Here is an 18,111-nt window from a genome sequence, read left to right as displayed (position 1 = left end):
TTTAGAACTTTGAGATAATAAAAACATTTTCTAGTTGAGTTAAGTCAAAAAAAGGCGCAAGACTAGCTTCTTGGACAGGTTCAATATCGCTCCTTTTTATTTCTCCAACCTTTCCCACCAGAAGTCCCTTTGGGAAAATTTCCCCCAAAGAAGTTGTTACAACAAAATCTCCTTCTTGAATCTCTTGATCTCGGAGAACGTGGCTTAGAGACAAGCTAAGGTTCCCCTTACCTCCTACAACTCCCCGGATTTCTTTGTCTTGAATTTTAGCATCCAGGAAACTTTTTTTATTAGAAATAAGCATCACTCTTGCAAAACCTTCATAAACTTCACTGATTCTTCCTAAAACAATTTTAGACTCGGTAATTATAGGCTGCCCCTCAACAATACCGGCTGTGGATCCTTCATCAATTAGAATATAATCTTCATTAAAATCCTTACTAATGATTTCAGCAAACACAAGACTATATTCTTCCTGGAGACCAATCTCTAAGGCCTTTCTTAGTATTTTATTCTCTTTTTCAATCTCTTTTAAAGAAGCAATCTCAGAAAGTAGGCTTCGATTGTCTAATTTAAGACTCTCCATCTCCTTCTTGATTGTGTTTATTCGAATAATTGTCTCAAAGAAATTAGATATTCCTTTTCCTTTTTGCCAAAAAAATTGTTGAATGGGTGATGAAAATGAATAGAAGAAACTTTTAATTCCTCCCTGATAAAAATTTAAACTAATAATGATTAAAATTCCAATAATTATGATCGGAATTTTATTTCTTTTTAGAGAAATTTTCATATACCCCGTAGGAAGTTAAATATTTTCCGTTGTTATTATGTTTAACCATTAGATAATTATATAATTCACGGTTTAAAAGATAATATTGGATTTTCAGTAGAAAATATTTCAGCTATTCTTTCTGGGAAACTAATCTTGAATTCTTTACCTTTATTGTTATTCACGAAAATCCTTGCGTCTTCCTACGGGGTATAGATAAAATAATCTTTTTCCGGCTCCTTTTCGGTTGGCAATTAAAAATTAAGGATTTTTTTGGGGTTTTCAAAATAGAGTTTTCTAAGCACCTGCTCTTCCAGATTGAATCCTTGGTGCAAAATATCTTTTTCGCCAAAATCACAAGTATATTCTTTCAGTTGGTGCAAATTAAGATCACAGCTTATTCTTTGGTAAAGCCAATCTTGATCTTTATAGCGGGCTTGATCTAAAATAATATCTGAACCAAACAAAATTCGATCTTGATAGGTTAAGATAAAGTCTTTTATTTTGGGTAAGTCTTCTCTCAAATAACGGTGATATCTTTTAATACCCCCGCCCATTGAAAGATCAATATATAAATTAGGGTATTTGTCTAAAAGCCGAGCGCATTGATCGAGATTAATACCTTTAAAAATTGCAGAGCAATAATGGGCATGGATAAAGGTTACTTCGGGGAAATCTGAATAAACTTGTTCAAGCTGACTCTTTGTCTCTGGAACATTGATAATGCTTCCGTGAACCAAAATCGGGACCTGATATTCGGCTGCTATTTGGTAAACCTTATACATATTCTCTGAATTAAGAGGTTCATCATAAAAACTGGGATGACCGCCAAGGAGTTTTAAGCCCTCTCCCCCACTTTTAAGACATTCCTCAAAGACTTCTGCAGCTTTAGGATCTGCTTCGTCAATAGTACAAAAAGGAATAATCTTTTCAGGATATAATTTTTTAATATATCTAATTAAAAAGCTTTGGTGTATTTTATAGCCTTGATTATCCGGTCCCATACCCGTTGGCACAAAAATTATTTTGGAAATCCCCAGGCTTCCCGCCGCCCTCAAAAACTCTCCTATATCGCCGCCAGACCGATAATGTTCGTGCATGTCAATTTTTCCATAAAGCCCATCAAGAAGTAATTTATCTTTAATCAAAAAAAACTGTTCTGATATTTGCCCAGCTTTCCTTTGGGTTATTTTTTCATTGCTTCGGTAAGAAGAAGAAACTAGATTTAATATTTTGGCGAAATCAAGATAAGGATCTTCTGTAGATTCTAGAAAGTCATTTTCATTTAAAATAATTCCCTGGTCATTAAAGAAATCTTCTAAATAGTCGCCCAAATTTAAATGGTATAAGGGTTGGGAAGAATTGATCAGTTCTTCAACTTGTTTCTGAAGCAAAGAAAGGGCTAAAGAAATATCAATTAGTTTATCGAGTAATTCGTCTAATTTTGTTTGCTCTTCCTGAGATAAAGCCAAAGCCATTGAAGGATAAACAGCTATAAAAAAAACAGCAATTAATATAAAAATAATGAATGATAGTCTCATTATTATAAATCTAAGGTTTTCTTTAATAAAAGACCTTTATTGAACTACCTAACTGTCTTTTATCTTATTTACTCGTTATTTCTTTTGGCTTATCGGACACAACAAAACCAGCAACCAGATAGACAATAATGCCTGGTACAAAGCCGGTAAAGACAACTATTACAATCCAAACAACCCTCAGAATAACAGGGTCCACATTCAAATACTCTCCGATGCCACCAATAATTCCAGCGAGAATCTTATTCTCTTTACTTTTGTAAAGTTTTCTCATATTTATATTCACCCAGTAAAGAAATTTCTAAATTTTTCATTCGAAATTCTTCTACTGGGTTTACTTTAACACAACAAAAAACCCGAGACAATCCTTCGATAAACTCCCGCCCCTACTACCAGGGGCGGCAGGACAAGTAATCCTCGGGCGAATATCAAAAAACCGCCTTCTTAAGGCAGTTCTTGAAACTCAAAAAAAACATTATCTTTTTGTTTTGAAGATATTTTTAGGCAATCTTTTTTTAAGTCTCTGTTTTCTTCTGTCTTTTTTACTTTTTCTCATGTTGTTCTTAATTTTAATTCTTTTAAAAATAAAAGTCAATTTACCCTTCATAACCAGAAGTTTCAATGGAAAAAGGTAAGGTTTTAGCTTTTGAAAAAATCTCTAATTGTTCGGGTTTTCACTTTTTTCTCTAAGTATTTTGGAGTTTCTTTGTTGAGAATTCTTTTCATTGGACTTATTGTAATAGATTTTTCTTTATTTGAAAGCTTCTTTCGTTTACAAATACTGGCGAACAAGTTATAAATAAATCAGCTCTTCAAAAACTGAATATGGATTGTTCGAAACCCTGAAAGGAGGTAGAATAAGAAAATGATGAGGAAAATTTCACCAAAAATCTGGATTCCAGCGATAGTTACTATTTTGATAGTTGTTGGCCTGGCCATCTTTTTCGCCTGGCCGGAAAAAGAAGAAATTTCTGAAGAAATTAATGCTCCTGAAGTAACGCCTGCTGAAGAAGAAATCACTCCCCCACCCGGAATTATCTGGAATGTACCTGCGGGGAAAATTGATCCTGAAGTGGAAAAAGAAATTAAAGAAGCAATTTATAATAATGAGGATTTCATTTCAATGGGCAACGCCCTTAAAGAGAAGGGTCAATTTGTGAGCATTGAACAGTTGAATATGACAGAAGAATGGGCAGTCATCGGAACCGCAGCTCGTTTCGAAAGCACGCGGGAATATATAGGCACTGAAGGTGTGGCTTTTCTGTTTCGAAGAATGAATCAAGCCTGGGAGATAGCTTGGGAGGGTGATGAAAGATTCTGCCAATGGCTTCTTTTAGTACCTGATACTCTGATTTCACAGAAAAATAAAGAATTCTATCAGATGTTCTGTACAAAAGATTAAAAGAGGAGGTAAGGAAGGTGATCCGAGAATTAACGCTAGCAGTAGTGATAGTACTTCATTTCTTTTTCACCAGCTCAACTCTAAGCTTTGCCCAAGAAAGTCCTCACAAACTTCCTTATCCGGCGGGAAAGGAATATACAGTACGTCAAGGAAATTTCGGCTCTTTTTCTCATGGTAAACAGCATTTCAGAGGATATGGAATATATGCCTTTGATTTTACTCTAACGGATGGAGACCCCATGGTCGCCAGTCGAGCAGGTACAGTTTTCGCTGTCAAGGATAATTCAAATACAGGAGGCTGTGATGAAAGTTCCATCGGTCATGTTAATTATGTAATTATTGATCACGGCGATGGAACGTCTGCTCTTTACCTTCATCTCCAGTACAACTCAGTAACAGTTAAGGAAGGTGAATTAATTGAACAAGGGCAAGAAATTGCCCGAGCTGATAGTACAGGCTATGTCTGTGGTGCCCATTTGCATTTCCAAGTCCAGGAAACTCCTCAAGATAAATGGCATTGGTATACCCAATCTATCCAGATTTCTTTTTCTGATGCTGATGTTTTAGCTAAAACGCCGGATGGTGTTCCAATCGAAGGTGAAAGCTATGTCTCAGATAATGCCCTGCTGCCAAAAGTTTCAGGTGAAAGAATTGCTTATATTGGCCAGGATTCAAATTTGTATCTTATAAATAGTGACGGCACTGGGCAGAGAAAACTCCTTACTGGATCAGTTATGACATTTGAATGGCTACCGGATGGTAAACGAATTCTCTACAATCGCGGTGGCATGGATTCAGAAGGAGTGTTTCTTATTAATATTAAAACAGGCGAAGAAACACAGATAAAACAGGAACCTTTTATGGAACTATCTCCAGATGGAAAGCAGTTCCTCTATTGGGAGGGTGAATTTTCCAACCTGAGTCTCGCAATCTTTGATCTTGAGAACAGTTCTTCAAAGACTCTTCCAATTCAGCAGACATATCAAAGATTAGAGCTGGGAGTCTCACTTGAAGTCAATGCATTGATCTGGAGCCCGGATGGCAAAAAAATAGCTTATATCGATGATAACTTCATTGATATCCAAACAGGAATGAGAGGTACCGCTGTTTGGATGATGAATATTGACGCTCTCGAAAAAGAATTAATTTGGTCAAATACACTCGGGGCAGTAGCAAATCCTATCTTTCTGAGTTGGTCACCAGATGGTCAGAAAATAGGATTAGCTCGCGTTCTCGTCAGACAAGGATTAGGTAAGCTTACTTATGAGCTTTTCGATCTCGGTTCAAAATCCTCTCAAACCATACTCGACATATCTTATGAGCCAAGATGGTGTGGGGGCATATTACCAAAATTAATGGATGTGTATTGGACCAAAGAGAGTGCAAAGGTAATTCTCTCTTTTCCAGAGGATTGCTGGAGACTTACTTCATCTATCGTTGAAGTAGAACCTACTCTCAGCAGTTCTGGCCTCTGGTTATTGGAAGAAAGAAAAGAACCTAAACTTATATCCAAATTTTCCGGCTACAATGGCATAGATATCTCTCCAGATGGAACCTCTCTTGTTTTCTCGGGTAATCCCCCGCTTTATGCGGTTAACATTGACGGCACCGATTTAAGGAATATTGTCGAGTCGGGAAGCAGACCGGCTTGGCAACCAATTCAACACTAACTAAAGAGCGGCCTTCGGCCGCTCCTTTTTGTTTGAAAATATTTACTTGTTTATTTCACCGGCAGTTCAATATAAAAGGTTGAGCCCTTGCCTTCGCCTGGAGACTCAGCCCAAACTCGGCCGCCATGGACTTCAGTGAATTTCCTGGCGATATAGAGGCCAAGGCCTGTTCCGGCAGTCCAGTGTTTTGCTCCAGCCTTGCCGCGAGAAAAACTCTCAAACATCTTTTCTATCTCCTCTTCGGTCATTCCTTCTCCGGTATCTTTAATCACAGTGAGAATTGAACCCTGAGGAAGTTTCACAGAAGATTTTTTCTGTTCAGTTTCTACCGTTATTCCGCCTTTTTCTGTATATTTTATGCAATTATCAATGATATTTAAAATAACCTGCCTGAATTTATCTGCATCCACCGTAATCTCAGGCAAGGGTTTTGAAGGTTTTTCCCATTTCAGATAAATTTTTCTTTCGTCAGCCCTAATTTTTAATTCATCTACAACCGAAGAAATTATGTCCTCCAGCGAGATTTTCTGAAGGTCTATTCTCAATGTTCCGCTTTCAATCCTTGAGACATGCAACAAATCATTGACTAATTTGATTAATCTTTCATTGCTCTGATAAACTTTTTCCATAGGAGGAATGGTTCTCCCTGTCAATTTACCATAAGTTCCTTCAATCAGCATTGAAATATAACCCTTAATAGCGGTTAAAGGTGTTCTTAATTGATGGGAGGCAATGGAAATAAACTCGGATTTCGCCCGCGATAATTTATCAACCTGTTCATAAAGCTTCTGCAACTCCGCCCTCCGCTGGATTTCTCGAATAACACTCTGAATCAAGAAATAACCGAATACTATGAATAACAAAAACAGAGCGAATTTCCAGGAAAACTCTAACCATTCGGTCGCAGTTACTGCCTGCGCCAAAAGTAAAACAGCGATTATTCCTACTAATGCTTGCGTTAAAATTACGCGGATACCAAAAAGTTCTCTGGTCACGATAGCATATGCAGTAAAGCCTAGGAGAAAAATTACAGAATAGTTACCAAAAAGATAATAAGGAAAATCTGTATATTTCGAAGCTAAAAATACATTAAAAATAAGGTTCATTATAACAAAAATAAAGAAGCCAAAGAAGAAATATTGAGTCCTAAATTTTTCTTCTGTTGAGAGCCTAAAATATTTTTGAAAAAGTATTCCCGAAAATAAAACGATTATCAAGAATATTGTTGAATATACGAGAATATTTCCTTCTCCTAACACAGGAGAAACTCCCCATGCCTTAAACACAACATTTTTAACGTGGAGGTTAGTAAAAACTGTAATAAAGGAAAGACCAATTAGCCCAGCTAAAACAATTACATCTAAAAAAAGAGATCTTTTTTCTTTCCTTGGAAAAAAAATTGTAAAAAAGTACATACTACCCAAACATAAATATACTGGCACGAAAGATAATCTCGATAAAATAATAGCTTGATATGAGTTAGTTGAAATACTCGCAAAGTACACTAAAGTAATCCATAGGAGAGCAAAAATTGTCATTAAAAAGAATAGTTGATTAATCCTTGCTTTCCGATTAGTAAAATAAATCCAAAAAGCCATCCCAAGGCCAATAGTATTGACTAAAAGGAGAACAGCTTTGTTGATTAAAGTAAATTCAAACATAAAAAAAATTTACTTATATACTTGGCAACTTAATTCTGAAACAAGTAATTTCTTTAATCCAAAAAGAAATCTTTCAACATCAACTGACTTTATTTTTTTATTGAGATTATTGATCTCATCGTAACACTGTGCCCACTCTTTTAATAATTTTTTTTCAATTTTTGAACTTTCAATCTTTTTTATAATTTCTAATTTATTCTCCTTTTTGAAATCATTAACAGACAACGCACCAGAATCTATTGCATAAGCAAAAACCCCGCTAGTAAAATCTTCCTCTTCTATTTCTTTTTTCCAGCTACTGAGCCAATTACCAATTCTTGCCATTTTTTGAGCTTGCCAGAGAACTTCTCTTATTATTCTCAACTCTTGAATATTGAACTTAGAAGAACACATTAAATCAAGCATGCCACTGACTATAGCCACCATGGTGTGAGGTGGGTACAGCCAATACTCCGTTTTATTAATAAAATAATAATTTTTTGTAATAAGATAGTCGTGCTGGGAGCCGCTGAGGACTTGAACGATGTCAAAATTGAAAATATCTTTAAATTCTTTATATCGCGGGTATCTTTTTATTGTATGCGATATATAATTCCACAATTTTTTAGTAAAAAAAAGGTATTTTTTCTCTTTTTGATTTAAATAGCCAAATTTTATACAGTTTTCCAAAAATGGAATTTTCATTAATTCATTTAAAAGAACTTTATTTTGCAATTTATCAGCAGCATCATTTAAGAGAACTGCAAACATAATCAAAATTAAGGTTTTAATCTCCCATACAGATTTCTGATATTTTCTAATTATAGTAGGTAAAGTAATTATTTGAACAATCCTATATGTCCACTTCCAAATAAACTCATCCCTATCCCCTACTTTTTCGTATTCCTTTACCCATTTTTGAAGCTTCGGCGGCAGCTTAATTTTCTGAATTGCCTCAACCTCTTTTTTCACCCTCTCCGGCGTAAGTTGTTTTAAGATTTTATTGATTATCATAATCTTTCTACTATTTTACTACTATTCCCGTTTCAAGACAAACAAAAAAGAGGTTTGGCCTTAGCCATCCTCTTATCTATACAAATCCGCCAATAAGAAAAACTAAGTCTTTACTTTAATCTTTTGAAGCGGCTGGCAAATTCACTTTGCATACTCCGTAGCTTTTTCTCCGCAACCTTCCTTGCTCTTAATGGGTTAAGTTCGTTTCCTTTATTGACAGGTACCAAGTGGATGTGGACGTGTGGAGCTCCAAAACCCTCAATTGCTAGCCCGATGCGTTTCGCTGATGTGAGTTTTTTCAACACTCGAGCAATTCTCTTCACTGTTTGAAACATTCTGCCGTACAACGGTTCTGGTACAGAAAATACATCCCTTATGTATTTTTTGGTAATAAGAATGACGTGGCCAGGATTGATTGGTTTTACATCAAGAAACAATATAAAATCACGGTTTTCCCAAACCTTGAACGCTTCCTTCTGACCTTTAATTATGTTGCAAAACAAGCATCTCATAACCAAATTATATCAGAAATTTACAAAATAAAAAGGGGTAATCGTTCAAAGACGACTACCCTTTAAGAAGTGATCAGTTGTTGTAGGTACAACTGAACTTTGTGGTTTGATGTCAATTTTTTCAACCATCTATTTGTCTACTTTTTTGTCTGTCGGCATTAACCATCTTAGTGTCCCTTCTTATGGTTAGGAAATCGCTTGGTTAATTGTACTTCCAATGTCCTTTAATTGCCCAGCCACATAGTAAATACCAATATCTTCAATGAAATGGTCTATGATCTTTACACGGTTGGCATGAAAGTCGGGAGTATCTAGTGAGGGTAAATAAGCAAGGTAGTGAAAGTCTTTTCCGCCCATCATTGGCGAACAAGTTCGACGGATATATCTCGAGAAATTCTCATACAAATACAAATGGGGCCACCTATTCAGCGATCTTTCAACGTGTAACTTCGCCGCCGATTCGTAAACATGTAAGAAGAATACGGCAGCGATAGGTACTGTTTCGGTCTCAATCTCCACTCCTATTTGATGGGGGTGCACAATAGTTCGGTTTGTCCATGGGTCTCTATCACCGGAAGAAAGGAAGAATTTAACGAGATCTGGATGATGCTTTTCCATTGGATCAAGCCTCAACCAGAAGAATTTGGTTCCCTCATAAATGAAGGTTTGGCCTCTATCATAGCCGATAATCGCAATATCGTTTGCTACTAGCTTGTATCCGTATTCGCAACAGAGATGAAGAGCCATCGACGTCTTGCCTGCCCCTTCTTTACCCATAAGGAGCACACCTCGCCCATTTAGTGACACAGCTGCCGTATGTACGCTAGTCTGTCCTGCTGCCTGTCTTTGCATCTCTAAGAGGGCGTAAGCAAGATACGGAATGACCTCGCCATTCACGATCAGCTCAAGGTCTCCAGTGACTACAACCGATTTGTTATCTGCTGAGCAGGTTAATGAAAATTTTTCCTGGTCGTAGTAGCAAATCGAGTAGCCAGCATTAATTAGATCTTGCTTACAGGTATAGCCAGGAATAAACGCCACTAAGTCGGCATTTTTTAACGAAGGAAGTATCCTCTGTGTGCTACTGTAGATATCTACACCGTGTTTTCCTTGCCATAAACTGCAGAGAAACTTTGCTTGGCTACTCATAATTATCGCCTCCTTAATCTCGGAGATATCGCCTGTTTACGAACAAGGGCTGAAAGATAGTCGGCCTCCAAAATTTCTCTTTCAAGTATTCGATTAACCGCGGAAGAATCACGCGGCTGATCAAGGTCCACGATGAGATGCCTTGGTGGCTTCAATGAATCTCCGTTTACTGTAACAATGTAAACGCAGCACTCACATTCTAGCTCCTCAGCAATTGCTTTCGCCGCTTGGTTAGCTAGATATCCATAAACTTTACCGACATGGTAATTCGGGTTCTTGCCGAAAGGAGACTCCATTGTATAGGGTCTCATACAAGGAATAAGGCCATTAATCCTATTTCCTCGACCCACAGCCCCTTCTTCGCCACCCTCCAAGGCGGTTCCAGAAAGTAACAAGTAGTAGTCACCTTCGATTAGATTATCTGCTGTATTGATCTCCAAAGATGCCTCATACTCGTCACCCAACACCTCACGGCTTTTATCTAGAAGCATGGTCTTTATCTCTGTTAATTGCTCCTTATAAAAGTTAAGGTTCGGTGTCTCAAGAGATATGAATGGTATACACATCGTGACATCAATACGGCGACCTCTTCTTGTCGCCATAATCTTGATATCTTGTCCAATAAAGTTAAAGTGGGGTTCTCCGGTTTCAGAATAAAAGAAATTTTCCAGTTCGAGGACCAAAGTTTCGGTCAATGATAGTGGCCAGTAGCCAACGCAGCATGCTGTGTCATTTGCATGTGGCTTTTTGTAATCTGGAATATCATCTAATGACATCGGCTTGAACCAAGTTGAAAGATGGGAAAAAGAATTAGTCAGAGTAATAAACCCTAACCATTCTTCTACGTTGAAATGAGGAAGAACCGACTGAAGATATTCTTTAGCGGCTTTTTTCTGTATTTCAACATAGTCAATTGTTTTCCCACCAAAACTCACGCTCATTCTTCCATTGAGTATTAACTTTACCGGAGTAATCATTTCGCCCTCCCCAAAGCCAACACTCGCTTCACCGCCGATAAAAGCTATTTTATCAACGTTATGATGCAAGACAGCGCCAAATTGATCCAGACAATAGCGAGAATATTCCGCAGAAATGGCCTCCGCCACTCCATCTGCGAGGCAATCAGGGTGACCGATGCCTTTCCTTTCAACTATTTCGACTTTACATCTGTCCATGCTGAAATTACTGTTAGTAACCGTTATCTGTAGCACTGTTATACCTCCTCTATGTTTGATTTTTAAGGTTCATCCTAAATAATTAATAGCACATTAAAGCCCCTATTGTCAATAGTTGGTTAGTTGACTTTTTGATCTAAAAATGCTATATTTTAACATAATAATTTTAAATTAATAGCTAAATACTATGTATTATTCTGCATTATTAGGTAAGCCAGTAGATCACAGTATATCACCAGCATTATTTGAAATGTTGGCCGAAACTGCTAGTTTAGAGTATGCTCATCTAAAAATCGAAGTAGAGTCATTATCCGAGCTAAAAACCTCTCTTAGTTCTTTAAATAATCTTAAATTCAGGGGTGTAAACATAACACTACCCTATAAGATAAGCGTTATTAAATATTTGGACAAGATAGACGGCGCAGCTCGAAAAATTGGGGCAGTCAACACCGTTGTTTTTAAAAATAACAAATTCATTGGCCACAATACCGATGCAAAGGGAGCAATATTAGCCATAGAAAAAAAATTAAAAAAAGTTGGGGGAAATGACAAAATAGTTGTCCTTGGTGCGGGAGGAGCCGCTAGAGCTATCATATATAAGCTATATAAAAGATGTAAAAATATTACTATTCTCAATATTAATATAAAACAGGCAAATAAAGTCTCCGATGACATTTCAGTAAAATCAAATAAAAAAATCAATGCGGTGAAGTTAAATAATGAAAATATAGAGAAATTTTTAAGAAAATCAAATATTATTATAAATGCCACTCCTGTTGGAATGTTCCCAAAGTCAAATGAAGAAATAGTTAACCAGAAAATTTTTAACAAAATCGGTGATTTAAAGGGTAAATATTTCTTTGATGCTATATTTAATCCTTATAAGACAAAATTTCTATTGGATGCCGAAAAAAAAGGGGGCAAAGTTTGCTCTGGTCTTGATATGATGATTTACCAAGCAATCAGTGCTTTTAAATTATGGGTTGGTCACGATTTAAAAAAAGTCAATATAAAACTTATAGAGAAAAGGCTAATAAAGATTCTACAAAAATTTTGATAACATGAAGAGAATTTCAATAATTAATGATGAAATAAGTGATGACCCAAAACGGGTTGTTCTGTTTTTAAAACTCCACAAAATAAAGAATGTCGACTTGAGATCAATTAACGGTAAAAATGTCTTAGATATACCCTTGCCAGTACTAAGAAAATTGGCGATTTACTTAAATAGGAATGGTATTAAGGTAACATGTATAGCTTCTCCTATTTTGAAGTGGTATCCTTCAGGAATAAAAGCTAAAAAGGTAGGCAATATTAAAATTGATAGCTTTGGCTTTAATAATAAAAGTAAAGCTGACTATGAGAAAGTCTTTATTATCGCTGATATTTTTAAAACAAAATATATTAGGGTTTTTTCTTTCTTAAAATACAAAGACTTTAAAATAAAACATCTTGATAAAGAAATAGAAAAACTGTTAGATTTAGCTAAAAAGAAAAATAAAATATTGCTTTTAGAAAATGAACCTGCTTGCAATATTGATTCAGTAGATAGTTTGTATAAAGCTGTCAAAAGATACAATTCTAAACATTTGAGAGTATTGTTGGACATAGGTAATCTTTATAAACAAGGAAAAAAACTCCAGGATAAAGATATTGTAAAACTAGGTAAATATATCCGGTATGTACACATTAAAGACTATTCGCAAACGAAAAAAGAATACGTTCCTGTGGGCGCGGGTGATATTAACTACAAAAAACACCTTTCCTCAATTAAAAAGTTTGCTGATAAAGACTTAATTTTTTCTATTGAAACTCATACTAATAAAAAGAATAGATATCGTGATTCGGGTAATTCAATAAATGAATTGAAAGAGATTTTAAGTAATAAAAAAATACGATATGGGATAGTCGGTTGCGGAAGAATATTAAAGAAACATTTACTAGCAATTAAGGCTGATAAAAATTCAGAATTAGGAGGAGTATTTGATATAGATAAAAAGAAAATGAACTCAGTCGGTGAAGAACATTTTCGTAATTTAGGGGAGCTGATTGAAAATGTTGATGTTGTAGATATTTGTACTCCCCATCATACACATAAGGATATGATAATTAAAGCTTTGCGTTCTAATAAGAAATGTTTATGCGAAAAGCCCGTTTGTTTAAATGAAAAAGAAGCGAACGAAATTAGAAAAATTAAAAATTATGATAAAAATATCTTCGTAGTTTTTCAGAACCGTTTTAACCCTCCAATTTTATTTTTAAAAAAATTAATCAATAGTAAAAAAACGGGTAAGATTTTATATATTTTTGGTAATGTCAGATGGTTTAGAGATAAAGATTATTACAAAAAGTCTTGGCGAGGCAAGAAAAAACTTGAAGGTGGGATATTGTTTAACCAAGGAATACATATAATTGATATTATGATGGAAAATTTTTCTCCCAAATCAACAGTGAAAGTAATTAACTCATTTAGGAAGAAAATTTATCACAAAAAAATCAATACCGAGGATTTGTTTTTAGCACAATTCAAATCAGGTGATACTATTTTCAATCTGGAAGTAGTTGTTTCGTCGGTGCCTCGCAATTTAGAGAGTAGTATTTTTGTCATTTTTGAACGGGGATCTATTAAAATTGGGGGTGTTGCTTTAAATGAATTACTTTATTCTTCTTTCAAAGATAAATGTGATGTAGATTTTAAACCCGAAGTCAAAAATTCTCCAGTTTACGGTAATGGTCACAATATTTTAATCAAAAAACTTTCTGAATATTTACTGACGGGTAAAAAAGATATTAATTTAGTTAGCTTTGAAGAAGCTTATAAGAGAACTGTTTTTATAAATCAGCTATACAAAACAGCTAAAGAGATTAAATATAAAAATATATAATGTAATAAAAAACGGGCATAAGCCCATTAGTAAAATACATTTTTAAAAAAATTTTAATTTTAAAGTTTGCGTTTTAATAATTCAGCTTGTTTTTCTATCATAGCCTCAATCTTTTGTGGCTTTTCTTTTTCAATTTTTACCCAAAACGATATTACACGCCAAATAAAAATTGGTATTACTAAATTAGTAATATAAGGAATTAACTTCTCGTCAAAATTCCTTTTATAGCAATATTTTAAAAATAGCGATAAGGCTGTAGTCCAATGTTTATCCGATATAATAGGTTTTCCACTTCTTATCACTTCAGATATGGGTACAAAAGAATTACCCAGAAGTTTTTGATAATCTTTTTCATTTTTAATAAATTCAAATTTCATTCGTTTTAATAATGTGGGAACTTTTCTTTTGTGAGAATACATACTTAGTCGATCAATATTTATTCTTCTTCTACTTTTAATTATTTCAGGTTTGGCTTTTCTCTTTTTACTTTGATAAATCTTGGTTGTATGTATTGCTGAGGATAATATTTGTTTAGACATTGGCACTATTTTAGGAAAACTTTGTTTATGAAATTTTCTCCCTAGATAAGATTCTGCTATTTTGAATCCTCCACCGACAGCATGGCAGGTCATAAAGATATCTATACCATATTTTAGGGTTGATTCTATTAATGGCTGTTTTAATAAAAATTTACAAAATTTTTTACTTAATCCAAAATCACCCCCTATGGGCTGCCTAATCTTAACTCCGAATATGGCGTAGATCAAAGGATAAGTTAAGTGGTTGGTGTTACTACCCTCAAATCTATTACGGGTATAGACTGGCACAACATAATCACACTTCTTTTTTATCAATGGCTGCAAGAGAAGTCTCGGCCAGTTTTCATTTATTGTGTATATATCACTGTCAATAGTAGCTATATATTCTGCATCTAACTCCACACAGAGATTAAACAGTTTGATAAGATTTATGCCTTTTCCGCGAGATCTTCTGCCGGTATTATAATACTTTTTTAGACAAGTTGTTTCTGTATTCAAAAAAACAGATTTAGTATCATCTTTACTACCACTATCGAAATTTACAATTAAGCATTTGTGCGGATCATAGAACTTTTTTAACCCTTTATCAATGGTTTCTAAAACCTTTCTAATAGAATCTTCCTCGTTGTACGAAGGTAACCCAACAATGATATCTATTTTTTTGTTGTTTAGATGATCTGTCTTGTTTATATAGTAAACTTTAGTTTCACTAGGAGTTACTTCTATTTCACAAATGCTTGTATTTTTTAAATCAACTGTCTTAAAAATTTTCTTAACTGGAATTTTTTGCAAGATGGATAAAAACATCTTTATTGTACCTGCATGGGTAACGATTAAAACTTTATCATTGGCATGATTTTTGTTCAGCAGATTTATAAACCTATTTATCCTCTTTTTAACCCCTTGAAGCGATTCTCCCCCCTTAGCTTTTCTGGTCATGAAATCTCCGGGGATATCTTCCATAGAAATTTTATCCCATCTTTTTCCCTCAAGTTCACCCAATTTTGTTTCTCTTAAATCTTTCGTATAAATCACCGGTATTTTGGGTAGATATTTTTTTACTCTCTTTAGAGTGTCAGAAGCTCTTTTTAAATCAGAGCAGTATATAATGTCAAAATCATAACCTTTTAATTGCTTTCCTAAAAGCTCTGCTTGTTTAATCCCAGTATAAGTAAGTTTACCATGTTTTTGGCCCATGGTTATTTTTTTTATATTTTCGATTGTTTGTCCATGGCGGACTAAGTAGAGTCTCATAAACTTTTATCCAAATTGCTGATAATAGTATAAAACGCCCCTTTGGGCGCTATGTCGATCCGTTTAATTTGTATTTTCATCTTAGCAAAATAATACATAAAGTTAGACCACTTATTCGGTTTTATTGCTTCCTATATAAACCATAAGAAATTTCTGCCCTATCAATTTCTTCCAGAGATGTCTTTTTTATTATAAAATGGTTAAAAATCTATGTCAACAAAGGAGCAAGCCAGGGGCATATTATCTGAGTTCAACTCAAACCGCATCCATTCTATAAATAAGAATAAAAAGAGGGCATCTTACAATTTTCAGACGCCCTTTTTCTTTTTTAGACCATTCTTAATCTGCTCGGCAGCAATAAGGTCTCTGAGATGTCCGCTTTTCCTTGGATACCTTAACCCCCTCGCTAGTACTACCGGTATACCGACATTGCCCTGTCCCATAAGAAGCGAGGCGGCAGCAGCAATCTCATCGGCAAACGAGATACATATATTTCGTTTTTTTTGATAGAGGTCTTTACCTGAACTACTTCTTAGAAGGGCAGGAAACCCGGAAAGTCCTACCGTCATCCCAATGGAGCCATTTCGATACTGCACACCAAGGGAATCATTAATTAAGACTCCAATCTTTTTACCAGTTAGTTCTTCGATTTTCTTTCGTATTCTCCCTGCGCTCTTATCAGGATTCTCTGGGAGCATACTGACAAGCTCTTCTTCTGGATAACCAGTATTTGCTTTATCAATGCCGGCACTCGTGCAGATAAATCCGAGACGATGAACTGTTACAATTACACCGTGCCTGACCTCTAAGAAATTCCCTTCTTTCATCATCAGCTCAACGATTTTCGGATCTTTACCGCTGATTTCTGCTACCCTATGTGCTCTCCTTGAGGGTTGGACGGTTTTCAAAGAAATCAGTCTATTCTCTGCTTTCGAAACAATTTTTGAAGTCACGACTAAAATGTCTTTGTCCTGAAACTTCAGTCCCGCTGATTTCGCACATTCTACGATAATACTACCAAGATCATCTCTTTCTTGAATTAGAGGAATTCCCGGTATTGCCGTAAACGTTACACGGTACATACCCTTTTCCATTCTTACACCTCCTTTTTTTCGATGAACTGCCATAATTATATCGTTTCGTTGTAATTTTGTCAAATTTAGCCTTCAGGGATAAGACTCAAATCGAAGGCCTCTCGGTCGGCCTCGATACTGCGCTGACTAGTACCGGGGATTAAGTACTTGGAAACTAGAAAATCTAGATCCTCTTTTATATTTTTAAATTCATTGATCTCATAAAATCTTTAAATCCAATTTTTCTCCAAAAGCTTTCACCCACTTTATTCTTTACATGAACTGAAATCTTTATGTAACTTGTCTTATTTTTTTTAAACCAATCCGTTAAGTTATTAGCCATCTCCTTTCCTATTCCTAAGCGTTGATATTTCTTTTCTATAAAAGCAACAGATATTTTGACTATTCATCAGTTTGGTTTATAATACATCTAAGTTTTTAAAGGTTATATCACAATAAATGTTATTCTTCAAGAGAATATGGTAATGTATATACACATATGGCGGGTTTTACCGAAGCTGATATAGTTTCGGTATATGTGTGTAAATATGGCCAAAACAATTAAAGAGAAACGGTTAAGATGGATATTGCCCATTTTGAACAAAGAAGTAAGCATTACGAACGCCGCCAAAATGTGTCCCTACCGCTAAAAGAACATTAGAAAGGTGGCTGCATAACTACAAGATATACGGAGAGGAGGGATTGGAACCGAAATCTACAAGGCCCAAAACAAATCCCAAAGAAACGCCCATCAGGATAAAGGAAAGAATTATTGAATTGAGAAAAGAGAAAAAGCAATGCGCCTTGAAAGTGCAGTGAGACTTAGGGGAAGAAGGAATAAACATACATTACCAAACTATCCAGAAGATAATTAAAAATGAAGGACTGACCAGAAAATACAGGACAAGGAAGATTAAATACAAATATGTTAGAATTCCTTTAAAGAAGGGTGAGCTGGTAAAGATTGATGTAAAATATGTTCCAGATAAGATAAAAGGGCAGAGATATTATCAATTTACAGCCATAGATTGCGGCTCAAGGTGGAGGTATTTGCAAGCATACGAGGATGCTTCCAATCTCAGCGCGATAAGGTTTTTGAGAGAACTAATAGCCATTGCCAACTTTGAAATTAAAGCAATTAAGACAGATAATACTTCTTGTTTCACCAACAGGTATACAGGATATAATAAAAGCACAGACCCTTTAAACCCGAGGCTGCACCCCTTCGATATACTCTGCCAGGAATTGGGCATACCCCACCATTTGATTGACCCGGGCAAACCCCGGCAGAACAGTTTTGTAGAGAGATCTCACAGAGAAGATCAAGAGAAATTCTATGATGAAACTGAATTTAAATCTTTCGAAGATCTAAGATACAAATTAAGATTGTGGAATATGGAATACAACGACACAAAACATTGCGGACTTAACGGAAAGACGCCGAATCAAATGCTTAAAATTATTAACTAACCAAACCGCCAAAAGTGTGTA

The 18,111-nt window shown here is 35.3% G+C and carries 17 protein-coding genes; 6 read left to right on the top strand and 11 right to left on the bottom strand.

The genetic code is table 11. The features are described from left to right. Window position 1 precedes the first annotated feature (1 nt). The 3 genes from mreC to ENH66_02385 all read right to left on the bottom strand — a co-directional run bounded on the left by mreC (window position 2) and on the right by ENH66_02385 (window position 2,581). Window positions 2–790 carry a rod shape-determining protein MreC gene (gene mreC / locus ENH66_02395; protein HDZ54530.1) on the bottom strand — a complete coding sequence of 263 codons (789 nt, stop codon included), beginning with the start codon at window positions 788–790 and terminating at the stop codon, window positions 2–4. A 233-nt stretch (window positions 791–1,023) separates the two neighbouring features. Then, window positions 1,024–2,310 carry a hypothetical protein gene (locus ENH66_02390; GenBank protein ID HDZ54529.1) on the bottom strand — a complete coding sequence of 429 codons (1,287 nt, stop codon included), beginning with the start codon at window positions 2,308–2,310 and terminating at the stop codon, window positions 1,024–1,026. A gap of 64 nt (window positions 2,311–2,374) precedes the next feature. Beyond that, complete coding sequence (locus ENH66_02385) at window positions 2,375–2,581, bottom strand: PspC domain-containing protein (protein HDZ54528.1); 207 nt, start codon at window positions 2,579–2,581, stop codon at window positions 2,375–2,377. Between the two features lie 591 nt (window positions 2,582–3,172). On the opposite strand from ENH66_02385, the gene ENH66_02380 reads away from it, so the two are divergent. After that, window positions 3,173–3,709 carry a hypothetical protein gene (locus ENH66_02380; protein ID HDZ54527.1) on the top strand — a complete coding sequence of 179 codons (537 nt, stop codon included), beginning with the start codon at window positions 3,173–3,175 and terminating at the stop codon, window positions 3,707–3,709. Between the two features lie 17 nt (window positions 3,710–3,726). After that, complete coding sequence (locus ENH66_02375) at window positions 3,727–5,379, top strand: hypothetical protein (GenBank protein ID HDZ54526.1); 1,653 nt, start codon at window positions 3,727–3,729, stop codon at window positions 5,377–5,379. A gap of 50 nt (window positions 5,380–5,429) precedes the next feature. On the opposite strand, the gene ENH66_02370 is transcribed toward ENH66_02375, so the two are convergent. From ENH66_02370 to ENH66_02350, 5 genes are all read right to left on the bottom strand, one after another. Then, window positions 5,430–7,040, bottom strand: a complete 1,611-nt coding sequence (locus tag ENH66_02370) for a sensor histidine kinase (GenBank protein ID HDZ54525.1) — start codon at window positions 7,038–7,040, stop codon at window positions 5,430–5,432. 9 nt (window positions 7,041–7,049) lie between these two features. Then, window positions 7,050–8,033 carry a hypothetical protein gene (locus ENH66_02365; GenBank protein ID HDZ54524.1) on the bottom strand — a complete coding sequence of 328 codons (984 nt, stop codon included), beginning with the start codon at window positions 8,031–8,033 and terminating at the stop codon, window positions 7,050–7,052. Window positions 8,034–8,143: 110 nt separating this feature from the next. After that, on the bottom strand, window positions 8,144–8,545 hold the full coding sequence (locus ENH66_02360) for an HIT family protein (GenBank protein ID HDZ54523.1): 402 nt from the start codon (window positions 8,543–8,545) through the stop codon (window positions 8,144–8,146). Between the two features lie 186 nt (window positions 8,546–8,731). Next, the gene (locus ENH66_02355) at window positions 8,732–9,694 is read right to left on the bottom strand and encodes a hypothetical protein (protein HDZ54522.1); all 963 of its coding nucleotides are present in this window, start codon (window positions 9,692–9,694) and stop codon (window positions 8,732–8,734) included. Between the two features lie 2 nt (window positions 9,695–9,696). Continuing rightward, complete coding sequence (locus tag ENH66_02350) at window positions 9,697–10,869, bottom strand: S-adenosylmethionine synthetase (protein HDZ54521.1); 1,173 nt, start codon at window positions 10,867–10,869, stop codon at window positions 9,697–9,699. A 187-nt stretch (window positions 10,870–11,056) separates the two neighbouring features. Here ENH66_02350 and aroE point away from each other — a divergent pair, with 187 nt between their 5' ends. Then, window positions 11,057–11,926 carry a shikimate dehydrogenase gene (aroE, locus tag ENH66_02345; GenBank protein HDZ54520.1) on the top strand — a complete coding sequence of 290 codons (870 nt, stop codon included), beginning with the start codon at window positions 11,057–11,059 and terminating at the stop codon, window positions 11,924–11,926. Between the two features lie 4 nt (window positions 11,927–11,930). After that, window positions 11,931–13,754, top strand: coding sequence for a hypothetical protein (locus tag ENH66_02340; GenBank protein HDZ54519.1), 1,824 nt, complete (start codon window positions 11,931–11,933; stop codon window positions 13,752–13,754). A gap of 59 nt (window positions 13,755–13,813) precedes the next feature. Here ENH66_02340 and ENH66_02335 read toward each other — a convergent pair whose 3' ends face one another. From ENH66_02335 to ENH66_02325, 3 genes are all read right to left on the bottom strand, one after another. After that, window positions 13,814–15,547, bottom strand: a complete 1,734-nt coding sequence (locus ENH66_02335; protein ID HDZ54518.1) for a glycosyltransferase — start codon at window positions 15,545–15,547, stop codon at window positions 13,814–13,816. 308 nt (window positions 15,548–15,855) lie between these two features. Next, the gene (cofE, locus tag ENH66_02330) at window positions 15,856–16,704 is read right to left on the bottom strand and encodes a coenzyme F420-0:L-glutamate ligase (protein HDZ54517.1); all 849 of its coding nucleotides are present in this window, start codon (window positions 16,702–16,704) and stop codon (window positions 15,856–15,858) included. A gap of 112 nt (window positions 16,705–16,816) precedes the next feature. Continuing rightward, on the bottom strand, window positions 16,817–17,026 hold the full coding sequence (locus ENH66_02325) for a GNAT family N-acetyltransferase (protein HDZ54516.1): 210 nt from the start codon (window positions 17,024–17,026) through the stop codon (window positions 16,817–16,819). Window positions 17,027–17,289: 263 nt separating this feature from the next. Here ENH66_02325 and ENH66_02320 point away from each other — a divergent pair, with 263 nt between their 5' ends. Both ENH66_02320 and ENH66_02315 read left to right on the top strand, forming a co-directional pair. Beyond that, on the top strand, window positions 17,290–17,439 hold the full coding sequence (locus tag ENH66_02320; protein ID HDZ54515.1) for a hypothetical protein: 150 nt from the start codon (window positions 17,290–17,292) through the stop codon (window positions 17,437–17,439). Between the two features lie 18 nt (window positions 17,440–17,457). Further along, entirely contained in the window at window positions 17,458–18,090 is a 633-nt protein-coding gene (locus ENH66_02315) for a transposase (protein ID HDZ54514.1), read from the top strand. Window positions 18,091–18,111 lie beyond the last annotated feature (21 nt).

It is taken from the genome of Candidatus Nealsonbacteria bacterium (assembly GCA_011050465.1).
In the GTDB taxonomy this organism is placed as follows: domain Bacteria; phylum Patescibacteriota; class Minisyncoccia; order Minisyncoccales; family RBG-13-36-15; genus RBG-13-36-15.
Note: the sequence above shows the minus strand (reverse complement) of the source record. Positions and strands in the feature narration are given on the sequence as shown.

Excerpts from the sequence above, each read along its gene's own strand:
- ENH66_02385 (HDZ54528.1), bottom strand. The coding sequence starts at position 2,581 with ATGAGAAAACTTTACAAAAGTAAAGAGAATAAGATTCTCGCTGGAATT.
- ENH66_02350 (HDZ54521.1), bottom strand. The coding sequence starts at position 10,869 with ATGGACAGATGTAAAGTCGAAATAGTTGAAAGGAAAGGCATCGGTCAC.
- ENH66_02365 (HDZ54524.1), bottom strand. The coding sequence starts at position 8,033 with ATGATAATCAATAAAATCTTAAAACAACTTACGCCGGAGAGGGTGAAA.
- ENH66_02380 (HDZ54527.1), top strand. The coding sequence starts at position 3,173 with ATGATGAGGAAAATTTCACCAAAAATCTGGATTCCAGCGATAGTTACT.
- aroE (HDZ54520.1), top strand. The coding sequence starts at position 11,057 with ATGTATTATTCTGCATTATTAGGTAAGCCAGTAGATCACAGTATATCA.
- ENH66_02355 (HDZ54522.1), bottom strand. The coding sequence starts at position 9,694 with ATGAGTAGCCAAGCAAAGTTTCTCTGCAGTTTATGGCAAGGAAAACAC.
- ENH66_02360 (HDZ54523.1), bottom strand. The coding sequence starts at position 8,545 with ATGAGATGCTTGTTTTGCAACATAATTAAAGGTCAGAAGGAAGCGTTC.
- mreC (HDZ54530.1), bottom strand. The coding sequence starts at position 790 with ATGAAAATTTCTCTAAAAAGAAATAAAATTCCGATCATAATTATTGGA.
- ENH66_02335 (HDZ54518.1), bottom strand. The coding sequence starts at position 15,547 with ATGAGACTCTACTTAGTCCGCCATGGACAAACAATCGAAAATATAAAA.
- ENH66_02370 (HDZ54525.1), bottom strand. The coding sequence starts at position 7,040 with ATGTTTGAATTTACTTTAATCAACAAAGCTGTTCTCCTTTTAGTCAAT.
- ENH66_02340 (HDZ54519.1), top strand. The coding sequence starts at position 11,931 with ATGAAGAGAATTTCAATAATTAATGATGAAATAAGTGATGACCCAAAA.
- ENH66_02390 (HDZ54529.1), bottom strand. The coding sequence starts at position 2,310 with ATGAGACTATCATTCATTATTTTTATATTAATTGCTGTTTTTTTTATA.